We start from the raw sequence: 19028 nt of genomic DNA, 5'->3' as shown, positions 1-19028 counted from the left end.
GAGAGAAGGCCTTTTTTATTGGGCGGGCTATTCGATATCCAGCGCATCCTCGGAGAGGATGATGCCGGTATTATCGGCGTACAGATGATCGCCGGAGAAGAAGGTCACGCCGCCGAAGTTGACGCGGACGTCGCTTTCGCCGATGCCTTCACCTGCGGCACCTACGGGAATGGCTGCCAGCGCCTGGATGCCGATATCCAGCTCTTCCAGATCGTCTACCTGACGCACCGCGCCGTAAACCACCAGTCCTTCCCACTCATTCTGCACCGCCAGACGCGCCAGGTCCGCGTCAATCAGCGCCCGTCGGACGGAACCGCCGCCATCGATCAGCAGAATATGACCACGGCCGTTCTGTTCGAGCATATCGTATAGCAACCCGTTATCCTCGAAACATTTCACCGTGATGATTTGTCCACCAAACGACGACCGCCCTCCAAAGTTGGAGAACAGAGGTTCCACTACGTTGACATCCTCCTGGTAGATGTCACAAAGCTCGGAAGTATCGTATTTCATAGGCTTAACGTTCAGTTGCTGCGAGAGTTTTTAGTATATCTCGCGAAACCCATTGTTGGCAAAATCATCAATTGTTAATTGATATTTGTCAGTTAACCCAGCAGCTTGCTGCAAATAATCCCGATGACAAACAGCAGGTTGGTTAACAGAGCCGCTTTTACCGTTCGTTCCAGCATTGGGCGCATCGCCACCGGTTCGCGCTCGCGCATGACAAACTGCACCTGCTTCACCAGCAGCGGCGTAGCGAGGATAAACAGCCAGCCCCACGGATTGTGCAGAGAAAGCAGGTTAAACAGCGCCAGGCACAGCGGAGCGCCAATTAACAGGCAGGCGTGGTAGCGGCGGGCGTTGAGCGGACCAAGGCGCACGGCCAGGGTGTTTTTACCGTTCTCCCGGTCGCTATCGATATCGCGCAGGTTATTGATATTGAGCACTGCCGCCGCGAGCAGGCCGCAGGCCGTTGCGGGCAGGAAGACGCTGGCGGCAATCGTGTGGGCCTGTAGGTACCAGCTTCCCGCCACGCTCAGCCAGCCAAAGAAGACCAGCACCGAAATATCGCCAAGGCCGATATAGCCATAAGGGCGGGTACCGACGGTATAGGTGATTGCCGCGACGATGGCGAGGCTGCCCAGAACCATAAAGCCAATAAAATCGGCCATGGTTTGCCAGGCGGAAAACAGCAGAGCCAGTCCGGAAAGACAAATCAGCACCACGGTGAGGATGAGCGCGCGCTTCATCTGCGCCTGGCTGATCGCCCCTTTTTGCATACCGCGAAGCGGGCCTATACGATCGGGCTTGTCGCTGCCCTTTACCGCATCGCCGTAATCGTTAGCCAGATTAGATAAAATTTGCAGCAGACCGGCGGTAATCAGCGCCAGCAGAGCCACCCAGGGATCGAAATGACCCTGGTGCCAGGCAAGCGTCGTTCCGACAACGATGGCGGCAAAGGCCAGAGGCAGCGTTTTTGGGCGCAGGCTTTCCAGCCAGGCCTGGGTGCGGTTTATCGGTTGTTCAGTCATAGGTTCCGGCCAAAAAAATGGGGCTATTTATAGCCCCATCGATTGTGATGAAAATATATTGAACCGGATTATAGGATAAAACGACTCAGATCTTCATCTGCCACCAGAACATCGAGATGTTTACCGACATATTCAGCGTCAATGGTGATGCTCTGGCCGTTCATTTCGCTGGCATCGTAGGAGATATCTTCGATCAGACGCTCCAGGACGGTATGCAGACGGCGCGCGCCGATGTTCTCGGTGGTTTCGTTGACCTGCCATGCGGCCTGAGCGATACGCTTGATGCCGTCTTGCGTAAACTCAATGCTCACGCCTTCGGTGGCCATCAGCGCCTTATACTGTACGGTAATCGAGGCGTTCGGCTCGGTCAGGATGCGCTCGAAATCTTCGGTGGTCAGCGCTTTCAGCTCGACGCGAATCGGCAGACGACCCTGCAGCTCAGGGATCAGGTCTGACGGACTGGCCACCTGGAATGCGCCGGAGGCGATAAACAGGATATGGTCAGTTTTCACCATGCCGTGCTTGGTTGAGACGGTACAGCCTTCAACCAGCGGCAGCAGATCGCGCTGGACGCCTTCACGAGACACGTCCGGGCCGGAGCTATTGCCGCCGCGCTTACAGATTTTGTCGATCTCGTCGATAAATACGATACCGTGCTGCTCAACCGCGTCGATAGCGTCCTGCTTCAGCTCTTCCGGGTTAACCAGTTTGGCCGCTTCTTCTTCAATCAGCAGCTTCATCGCGTCTTTGATTTTCAGCTTGCGCGGCTTCTGCTTCTGCCCGCCCAGGTTCTGGAACATGGACTGCAGCTGGCTGGTCATCTCTTCCATGCCCGGAGGGGACATGATCTCTACGCCCATTGGCGCAGCGGCAAGGTCAATCTCGATTTCTTTATCGTCGAGCTGGCCTTCGCGCAGTTTTTTGCGGAATGCCTGACGCGCCGCGGACGGCTCCTGAGTTTGCTCAGCCTGGCCCCAGTTATTTTTCGCCGGTGGGATCAGCACGTCAAGAATGCGCTCTTCCGCCAGCTCTTCCGCACGGTAGCGGTTTTTATCGATGGACTGCATGCGGACCATTTTGATCGCCGCATCGGTCAGATCGCGGATGATGGAATCCACTTCTTTACCGACATAGCCCACTTCGGTGAATTTGGTCGCTTCCACTTTGATGAACGGCGCGTTGGCCAGTTTTGCCAGGCGACGCGCGATTTCGGTTTTACCGACGCCGGTTGGGCCGATCATCAGAATGTTTTTCGGCGTAACTTCATGGCGCAGCTCTTCGCTAAGCTGCATGCGGCGCCAGCGGTTACGCAGGGCGATAGCGACAGAACGCTTAGCGGCGTCCTGACCAATAATATGTTTGTCCAGTTCGCTGACAATTTCGCGTGGGGTCATTTCAGACATGGGAGATCCTTACGCTTTAGAGGCTAATTCTTCGATGGTGTGGAAATGGTTGGTATAAATGCAGATATCGCCTGCAATATTCAACGCCTTCTCTGCGATGTCGCGAGCGCCCAAATCGGTATTTTCCAGCAGAGCGCGAGCAGCGGCCTGGGCGTAGGGACCACCGGAGCCGATAGCAATTAAATCATTTTCTGGCTGCACCACGTCACCGTTACCGGTGATGATCAGGGACGAGTTCTCATCCGCTACCGCCAGCAGCGCTTCCAGCTTACGCAGCATGCGATCGGTACGCCAGTCCTTCGCCAGCTCAACGGCGGCTTTGACCAGATGGCCCTGGTGCATTTCCAGTTTACGTTCAAACAGTTCAAACAGCGTAAAGGCGTCTGCGGTGCCGCCGGCGAAGCCCGCAATCACTTTGTCATTGTAGAGACGGCGGACTTTTTTCACGTTGCCTTTCATTACGGTGTTGCCCAGCGTGGCCTGGCCATCACCGGCAATAACCACATGGCCGTTACGGCGAACACTAACTATTGTTGTCACGAGCAGACCCCTTGGTTACAAAAGCGGAATAGGGGCCCCGCGCTTTACGCGGGGCGGAATGCAATTATAGATGGGGGGGATTTTGAGGGTTTCAACCCCTGGCGGCGAGACGAATGCAGTTTGCATGCCCGGCCATTTTCAGGCGACCGATCATGTCGTTGGCATTTTCCTTGCCTTTCAGCGGCCCAATGACCACGCGATTCCAGCCGTTGTTGGTGGTGATGTGCGAGGCAAATCCTTCAAAGGCCAGCTGAGCACGGACGGTTTCCGCCTGTTCAGCTCCTTTAAAGGAGCCGCACTGGATCATCCAGCTGCGATCGTCTTTCTTCTCGGCTGCGGCTTTTGGCGCCTCTTCAACTCGCGCAACCGGCGCGGCCGCCTGTGTTTTAGGTGCCGCTGCGGTATGCGCTGGCGTCTGCAGCAGATCCTGATACGGCTGCGTCGCTGCCGCCGTTTGTTTCGGCTGCTGTACCGGCTTCGGCTGCTGTGCTGGCTGTTCTACAACCCGCTGCTGTACGCGCGGCTGCTGCACCGGCGCCTGCTGCTGGGTTTGCGCCCACTGCTGCTGCTGTACCTGCTGCTGAGCCAGACGCTGACGCTGCAGCGTCTGCTGACGCTGTGCCGGGGTCTGTTCGTTCCACGGCACCTCGGTCAGCTGAGTAGGCTGCTGGCGCATATCGGCCTGCATCTGTGCCAGCAGCTGGCGCTGTTCGTTGGTCAGCTGTTCAGGCTTCATCACTTCGCCGCCGGCCGTTGGTTCAGTTGGCGCACGTACGCCAGGCTGACGGCTTTCCAGCTCTTTAATATAGCGCCAGCGCTCTTCCGGTTTCGGCGGTAGGCCGTTACCTGCCGCCTGGCGGTTTTGCAGCGCTTCAGCTTCTTCTTTTTTGTGGTGCGTGATGAAGTACAGTCCACCGATAAAGGCCACCAGCACGGCCGCCGCGATTGCCACCATGGTAGGTGAAATAGCAGAAAGGCCGCTTTGCTTGTTCCTTGAGCTTCGGGTGTTGCTCTTTTTGCGCCGCGAAGAAGCCGGTTGGCTGCGGCGTACATAATCTCGTTGTGCCACTATCGTTTCGCTGTCTTATTCATTCGTCAGCCCGCCATGTTACTTAAGCGGCGGGCCTTTGACCAGAAGAGCAGGCCCGAAAGCCTGATGGTTATGCTCTGATTTTTCGCGTACTGCCACGAACGATCAGCTCGCAGTCAAGCAGTCGCGAGCCGCTGCTGACGCTGTGACCGTGCAGCTGGTCCAGCAATAGCAGCATCGCTTCGCGGCCGATATCAAAGCGCGGTTGCGCAACGGTCGTCAATGGCGGATCGCAAAATTCAGACAAAGAGATGTTATCGAAACCAATAATAGACAAATCGTCAGGAATTTTCAGGCCACGACGTTTTGCCAGCGACAGAGCCCCCAGCGCCATAATATCGCTGTGGCAGAACACCGCCGTTGGCGGCACGGGCAGCGATAAAAGCTGCTCGAGGGCGTTAGAGCCGGCCTCATAGGTAAAATTACCGCGGGCAATATACTGCGGCTCGACGGTTATCCCGCTGCGGCGCAGCGCCTGGACGTAGCCCTGCAGACGGTAGTGGCACAGCGGCATCTCTTCCGGACCGGCGATACAGCCGATACGCTTGTGCCCCAGCTCGTGCAGGTAGTTGACGGCGTTGAAGGCGGCGGTGAGGTTGTCGATATGCACCGTGGGCAGCTCGAGCTCTGGCGCAAACTCGTTTGCCATCACCATCGGCGGCAGATTGCGCTGCTCCTCTACGCCGGCATCGAACGGCAGCCGGGAGCCGAGCAGCAGCATGCCGTCGATCTGCTTGGTAATAATCAGGTCGATAAAGGTTTTTTCCTGACGGTTTTGATGGGCGCAGTCGCCGATCAGTACCAGGTACCCCTGTTCCGCAGCGGTGATTTCGATACCGCGGATGATTTCACTGAAGAAGGGATCGCAAATATCCGGCACAATCACCAGGATCGTGCGCGATTCGTTGCGTTTCATATTTCGCCCGAGCGACTGCGGCAAATAGCCGACTTCCAGCGCCGCCTGCTCCACCCGATTACGGGTAGTTTGTGAAACCTTATCGGGATTCATTAACGCTCGGGATACGGTTGCCGTTGAAACGTTAGCCTTCAGGGCGACGTCTTTCATCGTGGCGGCAACCACCTGTTTTTTGGGCTTCACCTGTTTTCTCCTCGCTGACTGGCGCAGACACATCCCTTGTGATCTGACATCAACAACATTTTTAGCAGATAGTCGATGCGTTGAGTTACAGAATTTTCATGAAAAACGTGATGAGCATTGAATTTTTTCGATCCGCCTCGCAAGAGAAGGCTTAACCTTCAATAGGATCGACGTCCAGCATCCACTTCACCTTGCGCGCTTCCGGCAGCGTATTGATCAGGGCCAGCGTACCGCTGACGATGTGCTGCAGGCGGGTGCGCGACGGGTGCTGCAGTAGGATCTGCCAGCGCCAGCGGCCTCCGCGCTTTGGCGCCAGCGCCGGAACCGGGCCAAGCACCCACAGCTTATCGTCGGCCAGCGGGCTGGCCTGCAGCAGGTTACGCAGCTGCTGTAGGAACAGCGGCGCCTGCTGGTTGTTATGATCTTCCGCACGAATCAGCACGTGGCTGGTCCACGGCGGCAGCTGCATCGCCTGACGTTCGGCGAGCGCCTGATCCGCGAAGGCGTCATAGCCTTTATATAACAGCGTTTGCAGCAGCGGATGCTCAGGATGGTGGGTCTGGAGGATAACCTCGCCCTGTTTCCCGGCGCGGCCCGCGCGGCCGGATACCTGGGTGTAGAGCTGGGCGAAGCGCTCCGCCGAGCGGAAATCGGCGGAAAACAGCGCTCCGTCGACGTCGAGCAGAGAGACCAGGGTGACATCCGGAAAGTGGTGACCTTTTGCCAGCATCTGGGTGCCAATCAGAATACGCGCTCCGCCGCGATGAATATCGGAGAGATGCTGTTCAAGCGCCCCTTTACGGCTGGTCGTATCGCGGTCAACGCGGGATAGTGGCACTTCGGGAAACAGCGGCGCCAGCGCCTGCTCCAGCTGCTCCGTGCCGAGCCCTACCGGCACCAGATGCGTCGAGCCGCAGGAAGGGCACTGACGCGGTATAGGCCGCTGGCTGTCGCAGTGGTGGCAGCGCAGATGATGCTGCGACTGGTGCAGGGTGTAATAACTGTCGCAGCGCGGGCATTCGGCAATCCAGCCGCAGTCATGGCACAGCAGCGCCGGGGCGAAGCCGCGACGGTTTAAAAACAGGATGACCTGATTATCGGCCTGCAGGTGCTGACGCATCCGGGCAATAAGCGCCGGAGAGAGCCCCGCCTGCAGCTGCTGGCCTTTTAAATCCAGCACGTGCTGCTGGGCAGGACGGGCGTTACCCGCGCGCCTGGTTAGCTTGAGCTGGCGATATTTTCCCTGGCGAACGTTGTGTAACGTCTCCAGCGCCGGGGTTGCCGAGCCGAGAATAATCGGGATTTGCTCGCTATGGGCGCGCCACACCGCCAGGTCGCGGGCGTGATAGCGCCAGCCTTCCTGCTGCTTATAGGAGCTGTCGTGCTCTTCATCAATCACGATCACCCCGAGGTCTTTAAACGGGGTAAAGAGCGACGAGCGGGTGCCGATAACTATCGCCGCTTCGCCGTTTTTGGCTTTCAGCCACGCCGAGAGGCGCTCGCTATCGTTAAGTCCGGAGTGCAGGACCTCAACGGGAGCGTTAAAGCGCTCGCGAAAGCGGGCGATGGTTTGCGGCGTCAGGCCGATTTCCGGCACCATTACCAGCGCCTGGCGACCCTGCGCCAGCACGTTTTCCAGCACGCTCAGATAAACTTCGGTTTTCCCTGAGCCGGTGATCCCCGCCAGCAGCCAGGTGGAAAAGCGGTCAGCGGCGCTGTGGATCGCGCCGACGGCGGTGGCCTGCTCGGTATTCAGGCGCAGCCGCTCTCCGGGGACGGTGAAGCTCGTCCGCCAGTCGGTGATGGCCGGCGCTTCGTTTGCCAGTTCGCAGAGCCCTTTCCCGCGCAGCGCCTGCAGCGCCGCATCGCTGAACTCCAGCTCCGCCACCTGATGACGCCAGATTTTTCCCTGACGCAGCGCGGCCAGCGCCTGCTGCTGCTTCGGTGAACGCTTGAGGCCGTTGATGTCTACCGCCTGGCCCTGCTCGGTGGCGAACCAGTACCACAGCGGCGTCGCGCTGGCCGGCTTTCCCTGGCGCAGGGCGATAGGGAGGGCGTGAAACAGCACGTCGCCAATCGGATGATGATAGTAGTCGGCCGCCCACAGCAGCAGCCGCCAGATAGAGGAAGAAAAGACCGGCTCGGCGTCCAGCGCTTCTGCAACCGGCTTGAGTCCGTCCAGCGGCAGCTCGCTGCGTTCGCTAATCGCGGTGACAATGCCGATGCGCTCCTGTTTACCGAACGGCACGCGCACGCGACAGCCCGCTTTGACCGTGATGCCCTCAGGGAGCAAATAGTCAAAGGTACGGGGCAGCGGAACGGGCAGGGCTACGTGGGCGACGGGCATGTCATCTTCCTGACTTGAAATCTGGCCGGTTAGTATACACATTGTGATAAGGGCTCGCGGATCAGTTTGCATCCGTCGGTCAAATTCTGTATGATTCGCCGCCTTTGGTGTGCTTCGTGCAGCATCAAAGCGTATACTATTACCCATGAGTTCCGCACGGCGGAAAGTCTACGGGAAATTATTAACATCGCGTGGTGTCTGGCGTTAGGGCTGGAAGAGCGACGCGGCCTTAACTGAGGTTCTCCCATGAAAAAAGATATTCACCCGAAATACGAAGAAGTTACTGCTAACTGCTCTTGCGGTAACGTCATGAAAATCCGCTCTACCGTAGGTCACGACCTGAACCTCGACGTGTGCGGTAAATGCCACCCGTTCTACACTGGCAAACAGCGTGATGTTGCTACCGGTGGCCGTGTTGACCGCTTCAACAAGCGCTTCAGCGTACCGGGCAGCAGCAAGTAAGTTGCCGGAAGAAGAAGCCGCCTCAGGGCGGCTTTTTTGTTTCTCTCGCCGTCAAACGCGGAGAAATAAAAAAGGGCAGAAGCTTTCTTCTGCCCTTTTTTATTGGCTTAGTATTCCCACGTATCCGGGTCGATGCCCATCTCACGCATAATCTGTTTCGCCGCTTCCGGAATTTCATCACTGCGTTCTTTACGCAGGTCTTCATCGTTAGGCAACGGTTGACCGGTAAATGCATGCAGGAACGCTTCACACAGCAGCTCGCTGTTGGTGGCGTGACGCAGGTTGTTGACCTGACGACGCGTGCGTTCATCTGTGAGGATCTTTAACACCTTCAGAGGAATGGAAACCGTAATTTTTTTTACTTGCTCACTCTTCTTACCGTGCTCAGCGTATGGGCTGATATATTCGCCGCTCCATTCAGCCATGAGATACCTTTAATCCTCTAGTCATTAGTTAAGGGCCTGAATCTTGAGTCCGGGCCATAATCGCGCGTAGTTTACCGCATGAGTCGTCTTTCTGACATGAGATAAGCCGATACGGATGTGCGCTAATGCATATAATTTTAACGGCTATTTCCTGTTTGCTCAATCTATACGCAAAGAAGTTTAGATGTCCAGATGTATTGACGTCTATTGTGACAATGATTACTCTGGAGTCTGACATTTCACCGATTCAGCCCAGGAACTGCCCAACATGACGCGTAAACAGGCCACCATCGCAGTGCGTAGCGGTTTAAATGACGACGAACAGTACGGCTGCGTTGTCCCGCCGATCCACCTTTCCAGCACCTATAACTTCACCGGCTTTAACGAACCTCGTGCCCATGACTATTCCCGTCGTGGTAACCCAACGCGTGACGTGGTACAGCGCGCTCTGGCGGAGCTGGAAGGCGGCGCGGGCGCGGTTCTGACCAATACCGGCATGTCGGCTATTCTGCTGGTGACCACCGTTTATCTGAAGCCGGGCGATCTGCTGGTGGCGCCGCACGACTGCTACGGCGGCAGCTATCGTCTGTTTGATAGCCTGGCGAAACGCGGCTGCTACCGCGTGCTGTTTGTCGATCAAAACGATGAGCAGGCGCTGAGCGCCGCGCTGGCGGAAAAACCGAAGCTGGTATTGGTTGAAAGCCCAAGTAATCCATTGCTGAGAGTGGTGGATATTGCGAAAATCTGCACGCTGGCGCGTGAAGCGGGGGCGGTGAGCGTGGTGGATAACACCTTCCTGAGCCCGGCACTGCAAAATCCGCTGGCGCTGGGAGCCGATCTGGTGTTGCATTCGTGCACCAAATACCTGAACGGCCACTCAGACGTTGTCGCCGGCGTGGTGATTGCCAAAGATCCGCAGACTGTCACCGAACTGGCATGGTGGGCGAATAATATTGGCGTCACCGGCGGGGCCTTCGATAGCTACCTGCTGCTGCGCGGTCTGCGTACGCTTTCCCCGCGTATGGAGGTGGCCCAGCGCAACGCGCAGGCGATCGTCGACTATCTGAAAACTCAGCCGCTGGTGAAAAAACTGTATCATCCATCTCTGCCGGAAAATCAGGGGCATGAGATTGCTGCGCGTCAGCAAAAAGGTTTTGGTGCGATGCTAAGCTTCGAGCTGGATGGCGATGAGCAGACGCTGCGTCGTTTCCTGAGCGGATTATCGCTATTTACGCTGGCGGAGTCGCTGGGAGGCGTAGAAAGTCTGATTTCTCACGCTGCGACGATGACCCACGCAGGCATGGCGCCTGAAGCGCGCGCGGCTGCGGGGATCTCAGAAACGCTTCTGCGTATTTCGACCGGTATTGAAGATGGTGAAGATTTAATTGCCGACCTGGAAAATGGCTTCCGGGCAGCAAACGAGGAATAAACATGAGTGTGATTGCGCAGGCAGGGGCGAAGGGTCGTCAGCTGCACAAATTTGGTGGGAGTAGTTTAGCGGATGCGAAATGTTACCTGCGCGTCGCGGGGATCATGACGGAATACTCGCAGGCAGGCGACATGATGGTTGTCTCCGCCGCTGGCAGCACCACCAACCAGCTGATTAGCTGGCTGAAGCTCAGCCAGACCGATCGCCTCTCTGCGCATCAGGTACAGCAGTCGCTGCGTCGTTATCACATGGAGCTGATCTCCGGTCTGCTGTCGGCAGACGCTGCCGACACGCTTATCGCGACCTTTATTCACGATCTTGAACGACTGGCAGGCCTGCTGGATAGCGGCGTCACCGATGCGGTATACGCTGAAGTGGTTGGCCACGGCGAAGTCTGGTCCGCGCGCCTGATGGCCGCAGTCCTCAATCAGCTGGGGCTGGAGGCCGCGTGGCTTGATGCGCGCAGCTTCCTGCGCGCCGAGCGTTCGGCGCAGCCGCAGGTGGATGAAGGTTTATCCTACCCGCTGCTGCAGCAGCTTATGGCGCAGCATCCGAACAAACGTCTGGTGGTGACCGGTTTTATCGCGCGTAACAACGCCGGAGAAACCGTGCTGCTGGGGCGTAACGGTTCCGACTACTCCGCCACCCAAATCGGTGCTCTGGCCGGCGCGTCCCGCGTCACTATCTGGAGCGACGTTGCCGGCGTCTACAGCGCCGACCCGCGTAAAGTGAAGGATGCCTGCCTGCTGCCGCTGCTGCGCCTGGATGAAGCCAGCGAGCTGGCTCGCCTGGCGGCGCCGGTGCTGCACGCGCGTACGCTCCAGCCGGTCTCCGGCAGCGATATCGACCTGCAGCTGCGCTGTAGCTACACCCCTGAGCAAGGTTCAACGCGTATTGAACGCGTTCTGGCCTCCGGGACCGGAGCGCGGATCGTCACCAGCCATGACGACGTGTGCCTGATTGAGTTCCAGGTGCCCGCGGGCCAGGATTTCAAGCTAGCGCACAAGGAGCTGGATCTTATCTTTAAACGCGCCCAGCTGCGCCCGCTGGCCGTTGGCGTGCATGCCGACCGCAAGCTGCTGCAGTTCTGCTATACCGCCGAAGTGGCGGACAGCGCGCTGCGGCTGCTCGACGAAGCCGGTTTGCCTGGCGAGCTGCGTTTACGCCAGAAGCTGGCGCTGGTGGCGATGGTTGGTGCGGGCGTTACCCGCAATCCGCTGCACTGCCACCGCTTCTGGCAGCAGCTGAAAGGGCAGCCGGTTGAGTTTACCTGGCAGTCTGAAGAGGGGATTAGCCTGGTTGCCGTACTGCGCGCGGGCCCAACCGAGAGCCTGATTCAGGGCCTGCACCAGTCGCTGTTCCGCGCGGAAAAGCGTATTGGTCTGGTGCTGTTTGGCAAAGGCAACATCGGTTCCCGCTGGCTGGAGCTGTTTGCTCGCGAGCAAACCACGCTTTCCGCGCGCACCGGCTTTGAGTTTGTTCTCGCCGGGGTGGTGGATAGCCGCCGTAGCCTGCTGAATTACGAAGGGCTGGACGCCAGCCGTGCGCTGGCCTTCTTCCATGATGAAGCCGTTGAGCAGGATGAAGAATCGCTGTTCCTGTGGATGCGTGCCCACCCGTACGACGATTTAGTGGTGCTGGACGTGACCGCCAGCGCGCAGCTGGCGGATCAGTATCTTGATTTTGCCAGCCACGGTTTCCACGTGATCAGCGCCAATAAGCTGGCCGGGGCCAGCAGCAGCGATAAATACCGTCAGATCCACGACGCGTTTGAGAAAACGGGGCGTCATTGGCTCTACAACGCCACCGTTGGCGCCGGGCTGCCGGTAAACCACACGGTGCGCGATCTGATCGATAGCGGCGATACCATTCTGGCGCTGAGCGGTATTTTCTCCGGGACGCTCTCCTGGCTGTTCCTGCAGTTTGACGGGACGGTGCCGTTTACCGATCTGGTCGATCAGGCATGGCAGCAGGGGCTAACTGAACCGGATCCGCGCGTTGACCTTTCGGGCAAAGACGTGATGCGCAAGCTGGTGATCCTCGCGCGTGAGGCGGGCTATGATATCGAGCCTGACCAGGTGCGCGTGGAATCGCTGGTGCCGGCGCACTGCGAAGAAGGGTCCGTCGATCACTTCTTTGAGAATGGCGAAGAGCTGAACGAGCAGATGCTGCAGCGCCTTGAGGCCGCCCGCGAAATGGGCCTGGTGCTGCGCTATGTCGCGCGTTTTGACGCCAATGGCAAGGCGCGCGTCGGCGTTGAAGCCGTGCGCCAGGAGCATCCGCTGGCGGCGCTGCTACCGTGCGATAACGTGTTTGCTATCGATAGCCGCTGGTATCGTGATAATCCGCTGGTGATCCGCGGCCCGGGCGCCGGGCGCGATGTGACCGCCGGCGCGATTCAATCGGATATTAATCGCCTGGCGCAGCTGCTGTAATCTCCCTGTCAGAGAGGCCGGACGCCCGTCCGGTCTCTTTTGCCGCTAGCGCCCGGCGAACACCTCTTTGGCGGCGAACAGCCCGTTGAGGGCGGCCGGGAATCCGGCATACACCGCCATCTGCATGATCACTTCAACGATCTCTTCCTGCGTCAGGCCGACGTGCAGCCCGGCTGCGATGTGCACCTTGAGCTGCGGGGCCGCGTTGCCTGAAGCGGTCAGGGCGGCAATAGTGGCGATTTCACGACTGCGTAAATCGAGCCCGGGTCTGGCGTAAATATCGCCAAAAGGGAACTCAACCAGATAGCGGGCAAAATCAGGGGCGATGTCGCTCAGGCTGTTAACGACGGCTTCGCCGCCCTTACCGTCAACGCGCTGCAGCATCTCCAGGCCGGTAGTAAAACGTGATGAAGTCACGATCTTTCCTCATAGTGATAGGGTGTGATGAGGAGATTAAGAAAGTTTGCCGGACTTGAGTAATACCCTTTTCGTGATACCTTTTCGGTATGACAAATTCACGCCTCTCTTCTCTGGATCTTCGTCTGCTGCGCTATTTTGCCGTGGTGGCGGAGGAGAACAATATTAGCCGGGCGGCACAACGCCTGTTTATCTCGCAGCCGCCGCTTAGCCGTCATATCCGTCACCTGGAAGAGCAGCTGGGAGCCGCGCTATTCGTGCGCCATACCCGGGGCCTGATCCTCACGGAGGAGGGGCAGCGGGTGCTGGATATCATTCGCCCTCTGCTGGCGCTACAGGAGCAAACCTTAACCGCGCTGGGCCAGCTCTCCGATAGCGGGCAGCCGCCGCTGCGGATCGGGCTGACGACCGCCTTTGAGCAGGGCGTGTTTACCGCTGCCGAAGCCGCGCTGAGGGAGAGTGGCCGCCCTTTGCAGATGAGCCGTCACGGCTCGCCATCCCTCGCGCAGCAGGTGCGCAAGGGCCGGCTGGATGCGGCGCTGGTGGCGCTCCCCCTCGATGCCAGCGGGCTGGTTCTGTCTCCCTTGCCCTATCAGGAGCCGCTGATCGCCGCGCTACCGGCGTCATGGCCGGAATCCAGCGTCGCCGGGCTGGCCCTAAAGGCCTTTAACCATCGGCCGCTGTTTTGGTTTAAACGCGAGCGCAACCCGGCATTTTTTGACTACACCCGGCGGATGTTTGAACGGGCGGGGTATACGCCTGCCTACGTGGAAGAGCCCGCGGAGCATGACGTTCTGCTGGCCCGCATCGCGCGCGGGGAAGGGATGATTTTGCTGCCGGCATCCTTTGCGGCTATTCAGCGTCAGGGGGTGGTCTTTTATCCGCTGGATGAGGCCAGCCTGCATTTTCCGCTGGCGCTGGGCGTGGTCACGCTGCCGCAGAATGATGCTTTGCGCGCGTGGCTGCTCCCCTTGCTTGAGGAATCATTAGCTTAGCGCCGACCCCTGCGGCGTTTAGCATAAACGACATGAATCATTTTCATCTTCCCTGAATATTCCTCACTCTTTACGCTGATTTTTCTATTGACGCCCGGGCTCTTTTCCGTCATTTTTACATCTGGACGTCTAAACGTATAGAAGTTCGCAACACAACAAACAATAAAATGCGATTGATGAGGTAAGGTATGAGCTTTTTTCACGCCAATCAGCGGGAAGCCCTGAATCAGAGCCTGGCAGAAGTGCAGGGCCAGATTAATGTGTCCTTTGAATTCTTTCCGCCGCGGACCAGTGAAATGGAGCAAACCCTGTGGAAATCCATCGATCGCTTAAGCAGCCTGAAGCCAAAATTTGTTTCGGTGACCTACGGCGCTAACTCCGGTGAACGCGACCGTACCCACAGCATCATCAAAGGTATAAAAGAGCGTACCGGCCTTGAGGCGGCACCGCACCTGACCTGTATCGACGCCAGCCGCGACGAGCTGCGCACGATTGCCCAGGATTACTGGAACAACGGGATCCGCCATATCGTGGCCCTGCGCGGCGACCTGCCGCCGGGCAGCGGTAAGCCGGATATGTATGCCGCGGACCTGGTTACGCTGCTGAAAGAAGTGGGCGATTTTGATATCTCCGTTGCGGCTTACCCGGAAGTGCACCCGGAAGCGAAAAGCGCCCAGGCGGATCTGCTGAACCTGAAGCGTAAGGTCGAGGCCGGCGCTAACCGGGCGATCACCCAGTTCTTCTTTGATGTTGAAAGCTACCTGCGCTTTCGCGATCGCTGCGTCTCCGCGGGGATTGATGTCGAAATTATCCCGGGCATCCTGCCGGTATCCAACTTCAAGCAGGCGAAGAAATTTGCCGATATGACCAACGTGCGCATTCCAACGTGGATGTCGAAAATGTTTGAAGGTCTGGATAATGATGCCGAAACTCGCCAGCTGGTGGGGGCGAACATCGCCATGGACATGGTCAAAATTTTAAGCCGCGAAGGGGTGAAGGATTTCCACTTTTACACCTTAAACCGCGCGGAGATGAGCTACGCGATTTGCCACACCCTGGGCGTGCGCCCGGCGGTGTAAAAAAATGGCCCTCTTCGAGGGCCATTTTTATTTATTCCCACTCCTCCAGAAAACGTTGACCGTACTGGTCGGCGACCAGCAGCGCGGCGTAAACCTGATCCGCCGTGGCTCCGCCAGGCATGTTATGGATAGTTTCTCCTTCCGCGCAGGCGGCTTCGGCAACGATGCGCATTTTACCCGGAATATCCTCTTTGATGTTCAGCTGGGCCAGGGTGAGCGGCAGGCCCACGCTGTGACACAGCGCGGCGGCGGTTTCAATCTCTTCTACCGGCGCGTTTTCCAGCACCAGCTGCGTCAGCGTGCCGAAGGCGACCTTTTCACCGTGATAGTAATGATGGGCGTCCGGCAGGGCGGTCAGGCCGTTGTGGATGGCATGTGCGGCTGCCAGGCCGCCGCTTTCAAAGCCGACGCCGCTGAGGTAGGTGTTGGCCTCGATCACTTTTTCCAGCGCCGGCGTGACAACATGCTGCTCCGCCGCCAGCATCGCCTTTTCTCCCTCTTCAATCAGCGTGTGGTAGCACAGTTCAGCCAGCGCCAGCGCCGCCTGGGTGCATTTTCCGCCGGCCATGGTGGTGGCGCCGCTGCGTGAACAGGCGCGGGCTTCAAACCAGGTGGCTAGCGCATCGCCAATACCGGCCGCCAGCAGGCGCGCCGGTGCGCCGGCAACAATCTGGGTATCAACAATGACCATATTGGGGTTGCGCGGCAGCATCAGATAGCTGTCGAACTCGCCCTCGTCGGTATAGATAACCGAGAGCGCGCTGCAGGGGGCGTCGGTGGAGGCGATGGTGGGGACAATCACCACCGGTAGATTCATAAAATGTGCTAATGCTTTTGCGGTATCCAGCGTTTTTCCACCGCCGATACCCAGTACGGCATTGCAGCGGGCTGAGCCTGCTATATCACGCAAGCGATTGATTTCATTATGCGAGCATTCGCCACCGAACGGGGAGATTTCGGCGACCAGGCCGGCTTCGGCCAGGCTTTGACGCAGCTTTTCTTCGGCAAAGCCCAGCACAAACTTGTCGCCAACGATAAGCCAGCGCTCGGCCAGCGGTTTGAGATAGCCGCCGAGGCGGGTGATAGCATTTGCACCCTGAATGTATTTGCCTGGCGATTGAATAATGCGATCCATTTCTATTCCTCCTGGATGACCGTGATACCGCCCGCGGGCGGTTCGCCGATCGGGTTACAGGTTCAGATTTCCAAAAGCGCTATTCCAGTCTTGCTCAAACTTCTCTATTGCTGACTCTACCGCGGGCGTGCCGAGCATTTGTTGCGCTACGTCTAAAGGAAGGGTGATAGCTTCACATCCGGCCAGCAGGCAGTCGAGCGCCTGACGCGGCGTTTTAAAGCTGGCCGCCAGCACTTTGCTGCCCGGCGCGTGCAGCTCCAGCAGGGTTTGCAGCTCCTGTACCATGCGGATGCCGTCGCCGCCCTGGGCGTCAACGCGGTTGACGTAAGGCGCGACGTATTTTGCCCCGGCCAGCGCCGCCAGCAGACCCTGAGAGGCGCTGTAGACCGCGGTACCGAGCGTGGTGATACCCTCTTTTTTCAGCAGCTTTATCGCGGCGAGCCCTTCGGCGGTGACCGGGATTTTTACCACAATGCCGGGTATGGCGTTACTGAGACGTTTTGCCTCTTCAACCATGCCCTGCGCGTCGCGGCTCATGGTCTGGGCAAAGAGGATCCCATCCGGGCCAACGGCTTTTTGCAGGCGGGGCAGAACGTCCCAAACCGGCGTTTTTCCCGCGGCGATGATGCTTGGATTGGTGGTTACCCCGGCCAGCGGGTAGATGCGTGCCAGGCGTTCAACTTCTGCTACGTTCGCGGTGTCCAGATAGAGTTCCATAACCTTTCCTCAATGCGTAATTCAGTGACGTTGAGATAAGGATACGGCCTGGGCCCGGCGGGTCGCCAGATGACAAATTTGCCAAAAACTGGATAAATGTACGCATTGCGGGTAACAGTGATTTAGATCATGTTTATTCGCCGCTGCCTGGCATATCGGGAGGGAATCAGGGCGTGGTTGCCAGAAAGAACTTACAAAAATCTAGTTTTCCGTCGGCGGATGCTTTTCCGTCAGCTGGCTATGATACTGGCGACGATATTCTGACGGCGAGCGTTCGGTATTTTTACGAAACAGGCGGCAGAAGTAGTTACTGTCGGCAAAGCCGCAGGCGTGAGCGACATCCTTAACCTTCATATCGTGGCCTTTTAGCAGCATTCGGGCCTGCTCGAGACGCACGTGGTTCAGGTATTCGTTAAAGCCCATCGGTCCGCATTTCTGAAACAGATGAGAGAGATAGTTGGGGGAGAGATAGAACGCCTCGGCGACTGACTCGCGGGTTAAGGGTTCGGCGAAGCGGGCATCAATATATTTTCGGATGGCTTCAAACAGCGCCTGGCTGCGGGAAGCGGTTTGCACCTGGCTGCCGAGGAGATCGGCGCAGTGGCTGAGCAGGCCGATCGCTATGTAGCGCGCGGTTTGCTGCTCCTGCGGCTGCATCTGCATTTCATTGAGCGCCTGCAGCAGAAAGGAGCCCACGCGAGGACCGCGGCGCGGCGTCTGCACTCTCTCTTCAATATGCAGCGTCTCGCCGTCCCAGCGCTGAAGGGTGAACTCCAGCTGCTGCTTACCAAACTGAATGCTCAACGCGGTGCAGGGCGCCTGCCACTGCGCAAGATCCCAGCCGCCTGCGGGGATATACAGCACATCATAGCGGCAAAGCAGCGCCGGCTCGGCCTTGATGCCGGGATCGCCGCGCTGGCCTTCGAGGATAACGTCGAGGCGCGGAAAATCGACCTGCAGCGCCAGCCCCGAGGCCGGGCGATGCTCGGTGGTAAAGCGAACCTGCCTGATTGCCGTCGGGCCGTTAATTAAAGCATCGATGTGCTGACTGAGATGGCCGTCCATTCCTGCTCCTTAAAAAGCCCACGTTTTTATCATACCCGACATCGCGGGAAGGGCCAAAGTCGGGCGAATCTGCGCGCATCAGATGTTGCACAACATAAATGTTATGTTATATCGTAACTATCGATTGCAAAAGTTAACTCAGGAGAGAGTGATGACCAGAAAGATACACGTATTTGCGCTTGGCGTTGGCATGCTGCTGGCCGGTAGCCAGGCTTTTGCTCACGGGAACCACAGCCACGGTCCGGCATTGACCGAGGCGGAAGTTAAGGCGAGCGAAGGTATTTTTGCCGATAAAGACGTTAAGGATCGCCCGTTAAGCGACTGGGATGGTATCTGGCAATCGGTGAATCCGTATCTGCTCAAGGGGGACCTGGATCCGGTGCTGGAGCAGAAGGCCAAAAAAGCGGGGGCGAAAAGCGTCGCCGAGTATCGTGAATATTATAAGAAGGGGTACGCCACCGACGTTGACCAAATTGGGATTGAAGACAACGTGATGGAGTTCCACGTCGGGAAAGAGGTTAACGCCTGTCGGTACGCCTATTCCGGCTATAAGATCCTGCAATATGCTTCCGGCAAGAAGGGCGTGCGCTATTTATTTGAGTGCCAGCAGGCAGACTCGAAAGCACCGAAATTCGTCCAGTTTAGCGATCACACAATTGGCCCGAGAAAATCGCAGCACTTCCATATTTTTATGGGCAATGATTCACAGGAGTCGCTGCTGAAAGAGATGGATAACTGGCCGACGTACTACCCCTACGCGCTGCATAAAGAGCAGATTGTCGACGAGATGCTGCACCATTAATAAAAATCCCCGGATAGCGCGCGTACGGCGCTTTCCGGGGATTTATGCTGACGAAG

18 protein-coding genes are annotated in these 19028 nt (G+C 57.9%); 6 read left to right on the top strand and 12 right to left on the bottom strand.

Translation table 11 applies throughout. The features are described from left to right. Positions 1-27: 27 nt before the first annotated feature. The 7 genes from rraA to priA all read right to left on the bottom strand — a co-directional run bounded on the left by rraA (position 28) and on the right by priA (position 8011). On the bottom strand, positions 28-513 hold the full coding sequence (rraA, locus tag RTE01_RS20700; RefSeq protein WP_041143432.1) for a ribonuclease E activity regulator RraA: 486 nt from the start codon (positions 511-513) through the stop codon (positions 28-30). Between the two features lie 92 nt (positions 514-605). After that, positions 606-1532 (bottom strand): 1,4-dihydroxy-2-naphthoate polyprenyltransferase, encoded by a 927-nt coding sequence (gene menA / locus RTE01_RS20695; protein ID WP_123552995.1) that lies wholly within the window; start codon positions 1530-1532, stop codon positions 606-608. Between the two features lie 68 nt (positions 1533-1600). After that, positions 1601-2935: an HslU--HslV peptidase ATPase subunit gene (hslU, locus tag RTE01_RS20690; protein WP_041143434.1), complete on the bottom strand. Its 1335-nt coding sequence runs from the start codon at positions 2933-2935 to the stop codon at positions 1601-1603. A 9-nt stretch (positions 2936-2944) separates the two neighbouring features. Continuing rightward, entirely contained in the window at positions 2945-3475 is a 531-nt protein-coding gene (hslV, locus tag RTE01_RS20685) for an ATP-dependent protease subunit HslV (RefSeq protein WP_041143435.1), read from the bottom strand. Positions 3476-3566: 91 nt separating this feature from the next. After that, the gene (gene ftsN, locus RTE01_RS20680; RefSeq protein ID WP_041143436.1) at positions 3567-4544 is read right to left on the bottom strand and encodes a cell division protein FtsN; all 978 of its coding nucleotides are present in this window, start codon (positions 4542-4544) and stop codon (positions 3567-3569) included. Between the two features lie 91 nt (positions 4545-4635). Then, the gene (gene cytR, locus RTE01_RS20675; protein WP_041143437.1) at positions 4636-5664 is read right to left on the bottom strand and encodes a DNA-binding transcriptional regulator CytR; all 1029 of its coding nucleotides are present in this window, start codon (positions 5662-5664) and stop codon (positions 4636-4638) included. Positions 5665-5815: 151 nt separating this feature from the next. After that, complete coding sequence (gene priA, locus RTE01_RS20670) at positions 5816-8011, bottom strand: primosomal protein N' (RefSeq protein ID WP_141335326.1); 2196 nt, start codon at positions 8009-8011, stop codon at positions 5816-5818. A gap of 246 nt (positions 8012-8257) precedes the next feature. On the opposite strand from priA, the gene rpmE reads away from it, so the two are divergent. After that, positions 8258-8473: a 50S ribosomal protein L31 gene (gene rpmE, locus RTE01_RS20665; RefSeq protein ID WP_041143439.1), complete on the top strand. Its 216-nt coding sequence runs from the start codon at positions 8258-8260 to the stop codon at positions 8471-8473. A gap of 107 nt (positions 8474-8580) precedes the next feature. Here the strand turns inward: rpmE and metJ are convergent, their stop codons facing one another. After that, a complete protein-coding gene (metJ, locus tag RTE01_RS20660; RefSeq protein WP_004869405.1) occupies positions 8581-8898 on the bottom strand; it encodes a met regulon transcriptional regulator MetJ in 318 nt (105 codons plus the stop codon). A gap of 268 nt (positions 8899-9166) precedes the next feature. On the opposite strand from metJ, the gene metB reads away from it, so the two are divergent. Together metB and RTE01_RS20650 are read left to right on the top strand one after the other, a co-directional pair. Then, positions 9167-10327, top strand: a complete 1161-nt coding sequence (gene metB / locus RTE01_RS20655; protein ID WP_041143440.1) for a cystathionine gamma-synthase — start codon at positions 9167-9169, stop codon at positions 10325-10327. A gap of 2 nt (positions 10328-10329) precedes the next feature. Beyond that, the gene (locus tag RTE01_RS20650; RefSeq protein WP_115193836.1) at positions 10330-12762 is read left to right on the top strand and encodes a bifunctional aspartate kinase/homoserine dehydrogenase II; all 2433 of its coding nucleotides are present in this window, start codon (positions 10330-10332) and stop codon (positions 12760-12762) included. 45 nt (positions 12763-12807) lie between these two features. Here RTE01_RS20650 and RTE01_RS20645 read toward each other — a convergent pair whose 3' ends face one another. Beyond that, on the bottom strand, positions 12808-13146 hold the full coding sequence (locus RTE01_RS20645) for a carboxymuconolactone decarboxylase family protein (protein WP_374761805.1): 339 nt from the start codon (positions 13144-13146) through the stop codon (positions 12808-12810). Positions 13147-13268: 122 nt separating this feature from the next. Between RTE01_RS20645 and RTE01_RS20640 the strand changes: the two genes are divergently transcribed. Both RTE01_RS20640 and metF read left to right on the top strand, forming a co-directional pair. Continuing rightward, positions 13269-14174 carry a LysR family transcriptional regulator gene (locus tag RTE01_RS20640; protein ID WP_041143443.1) on the top strand — a complete coding sequence of 302 codons (906 nt, stop codon included), beginning with the start codon at positions 13269-13271 and terminating at the stop codon, positions 14172-14174. A gap of 188 nt (positions 14175-14362) precedes the next feature. Further along, positions 14363-15253: a methylenetetrahydrofolate reductase gene (gene metF / locus RTE01_RS20635; RefSeq protein ID WP_041143444.1), complete on the top strand. Its 891-nt coding sequence runs from the start codon at positions 14363-14365 to the stop codon at positions 15251-15253. Positions 15254-15284: 31 nt separating this feature from the next. Here the strand turns inward: metF and gldA are convergent, their stop codons facing one another. The 3 genes from gldA to RTE01_RS20620 form a co-directional block, all read right to left on the bottom strand. Beyond that, positions 15285-16388, bottom strand: a complete 1104-nt coding sequence (gene gldA / locus RTE01_RS20630) for a bifunctional L-1,2-propanediol dehydrogenase/glycerol dehydrogenase (RefSeq protein WP_141335324.1) — start codon at positions 16386-16388, stop codon at positions 15285-15287. Between the two features lie 54 nt (positions 16389-16442). Then, positions 16443-17105 carry a fructose-6-phosphate aldolase gene (gene fsa, locus RTE01_RS20625; RefSeq protein ID WP_041143446.1) on the bottom strand — a complete coding sequence of 221 codons (663 nt, stop codon included), beginning with the start codon at positions 17103-17105 and terminating at the stop codon, positions 16443-16445. Between the two features lie 201 nt (positions 17106-17306). After that, the gene (locus RTE01_RS20620) at positions 17307-18170 is read right to left on the bottom strand and encodes a helix-turn-helix transcriptional regulator (RefSeq protein ID WP_115193833.1); all 864 of its coding nucleotides are present in this window, start codon (positions 18168-18170) and stop codon (positions 17307-17309) included. Positions 18171-18321: 151 nt separating this feature from the next. On the opposite strand from RTE01_RS20620, the gene zinT reads away from it, so the two are divergent. Next, positions 18322-18972, top strand: coding sequence for a metal-binding protein ZinT (zinT, locus tag RTE01_RS20615; RefSeq protein ID WP_141335322.1), 651 nt, complete (start codon positions 18322-18324; stop codon positions 18970-18972). Positions 18973-19028: the final 56 nt, after the last annotated feature.

The organism is Klebsiella terrigena (genome assembly GCF_006539725.1).
Taxonomy (GTDB): Bacteria; Pseudomonadota; Gammaproteobacteria; order Enterobacterales; family Enterobacteriaceae; genus Klebsiella; species Klebsiella terrigena.
This window is presented reverse-complemented; position numbering and strand designations above follow the sequence as displayed.

Bases quoted from the DNA above. Each gene is read 5' to 3' on its own strand.
- rraA (WP_041143432.1), bottom strand. From the start codon at position 513: ATGAAATACGATACTTCCGAGCTTTGTGACATCTACCAGGAGGATGTC.
- menA (WP_123552995.1), bottom strand. From the start codon at position 1,532: ATGACTGAACAACCGATAAACCGCACCCAGGCCTGGCTGGAAAGCCTG.
- hslU (WP_041143434.1), bottom strand. From the start codon at position 2,935: ATGTCTGAAATGACCCCACGCGAAATTGTCAGCGAACTGGACAAACAT.
- priA (WP_141335326.1), bottom strand. From the start codon at position 8,011: ATGCCCGTCGCCCACGTAGCCCTGCCCGTTCCGCTGCCCCGTACCTTT.
- rpmE (WP_041143439.1), top strand. From the start codon at position 8,258: ATGAAAAAAGATATTCACCCGAAATACGAAGAAGTTACTGCTAACTGC.
- metJ (WP_004869405.1), bottom strand. From the start codon at position 8,898: ATGGCTGAATGGAGCGGCGAATATATCAGCCCATACGCTGAGCACGGT.
- metB (WP_041143440.1), top strand. From the start codon at position 9,167: ATGACGCGTAAACAGGCCACCATCGCAGTGCGTAGCGGTTTAAATGAC.
- RTE01_RS20650 (WP_115193836.1), top strand. From the start codon at position 10,330: ATGAGTGTGATTGCGCAGGCAGGGGCGAAGGGTCGTCAGCTGCACAAA.
- RTE01_RS20645 (WP_374761805.1), bottom strand. From the start codon at position 13,146: ATGCTGCAGCGCGTTGACGGTAAGGGCGGCGAAGCCGTCGTTAACAGC.
- RTE01_RS20640 (WP_041143443.1), top strand. From the start codon at position 13,269: ATGACAAATTCACGCCTCTCTTCTCTGGATCTTCGTCTGCTGCGCTAT.
- metF (WP_041143444.1), top strand. From the start codon at position 14,363: ATGAGCTTTTTTCACGCCAATCAGCGGGAAGCCCTGAATCAGAGCCTG.
- gldA (WP_141335324.1), bottom strand. From the start codon at position 16,388: ATGGATCGCATTATTCAATCGCCAGGCAAATACATTCAGGGTGCAAAT.
- fsa (WP_041143446.1), bottom strand. From the start codon at position 17,105: ATGGAACTCTATCTGGACACCGCGAACGTAGCAGAAGTTGAACGCCTG.
- RTE01_RS20620 (WP_115193833.1), bottom strand. From the start codon at position 18,170: ATGGACGGCCATCTCAGTCAGCACATCGATGCTTTAATTAACGGCCCG.
- zinT (WP_141335322.1), top strand. From the start codon at position 18,322: ATGACCAGAAAGATACACGTATTTGCGCTTGGCGTTGGCATGCTGCTG.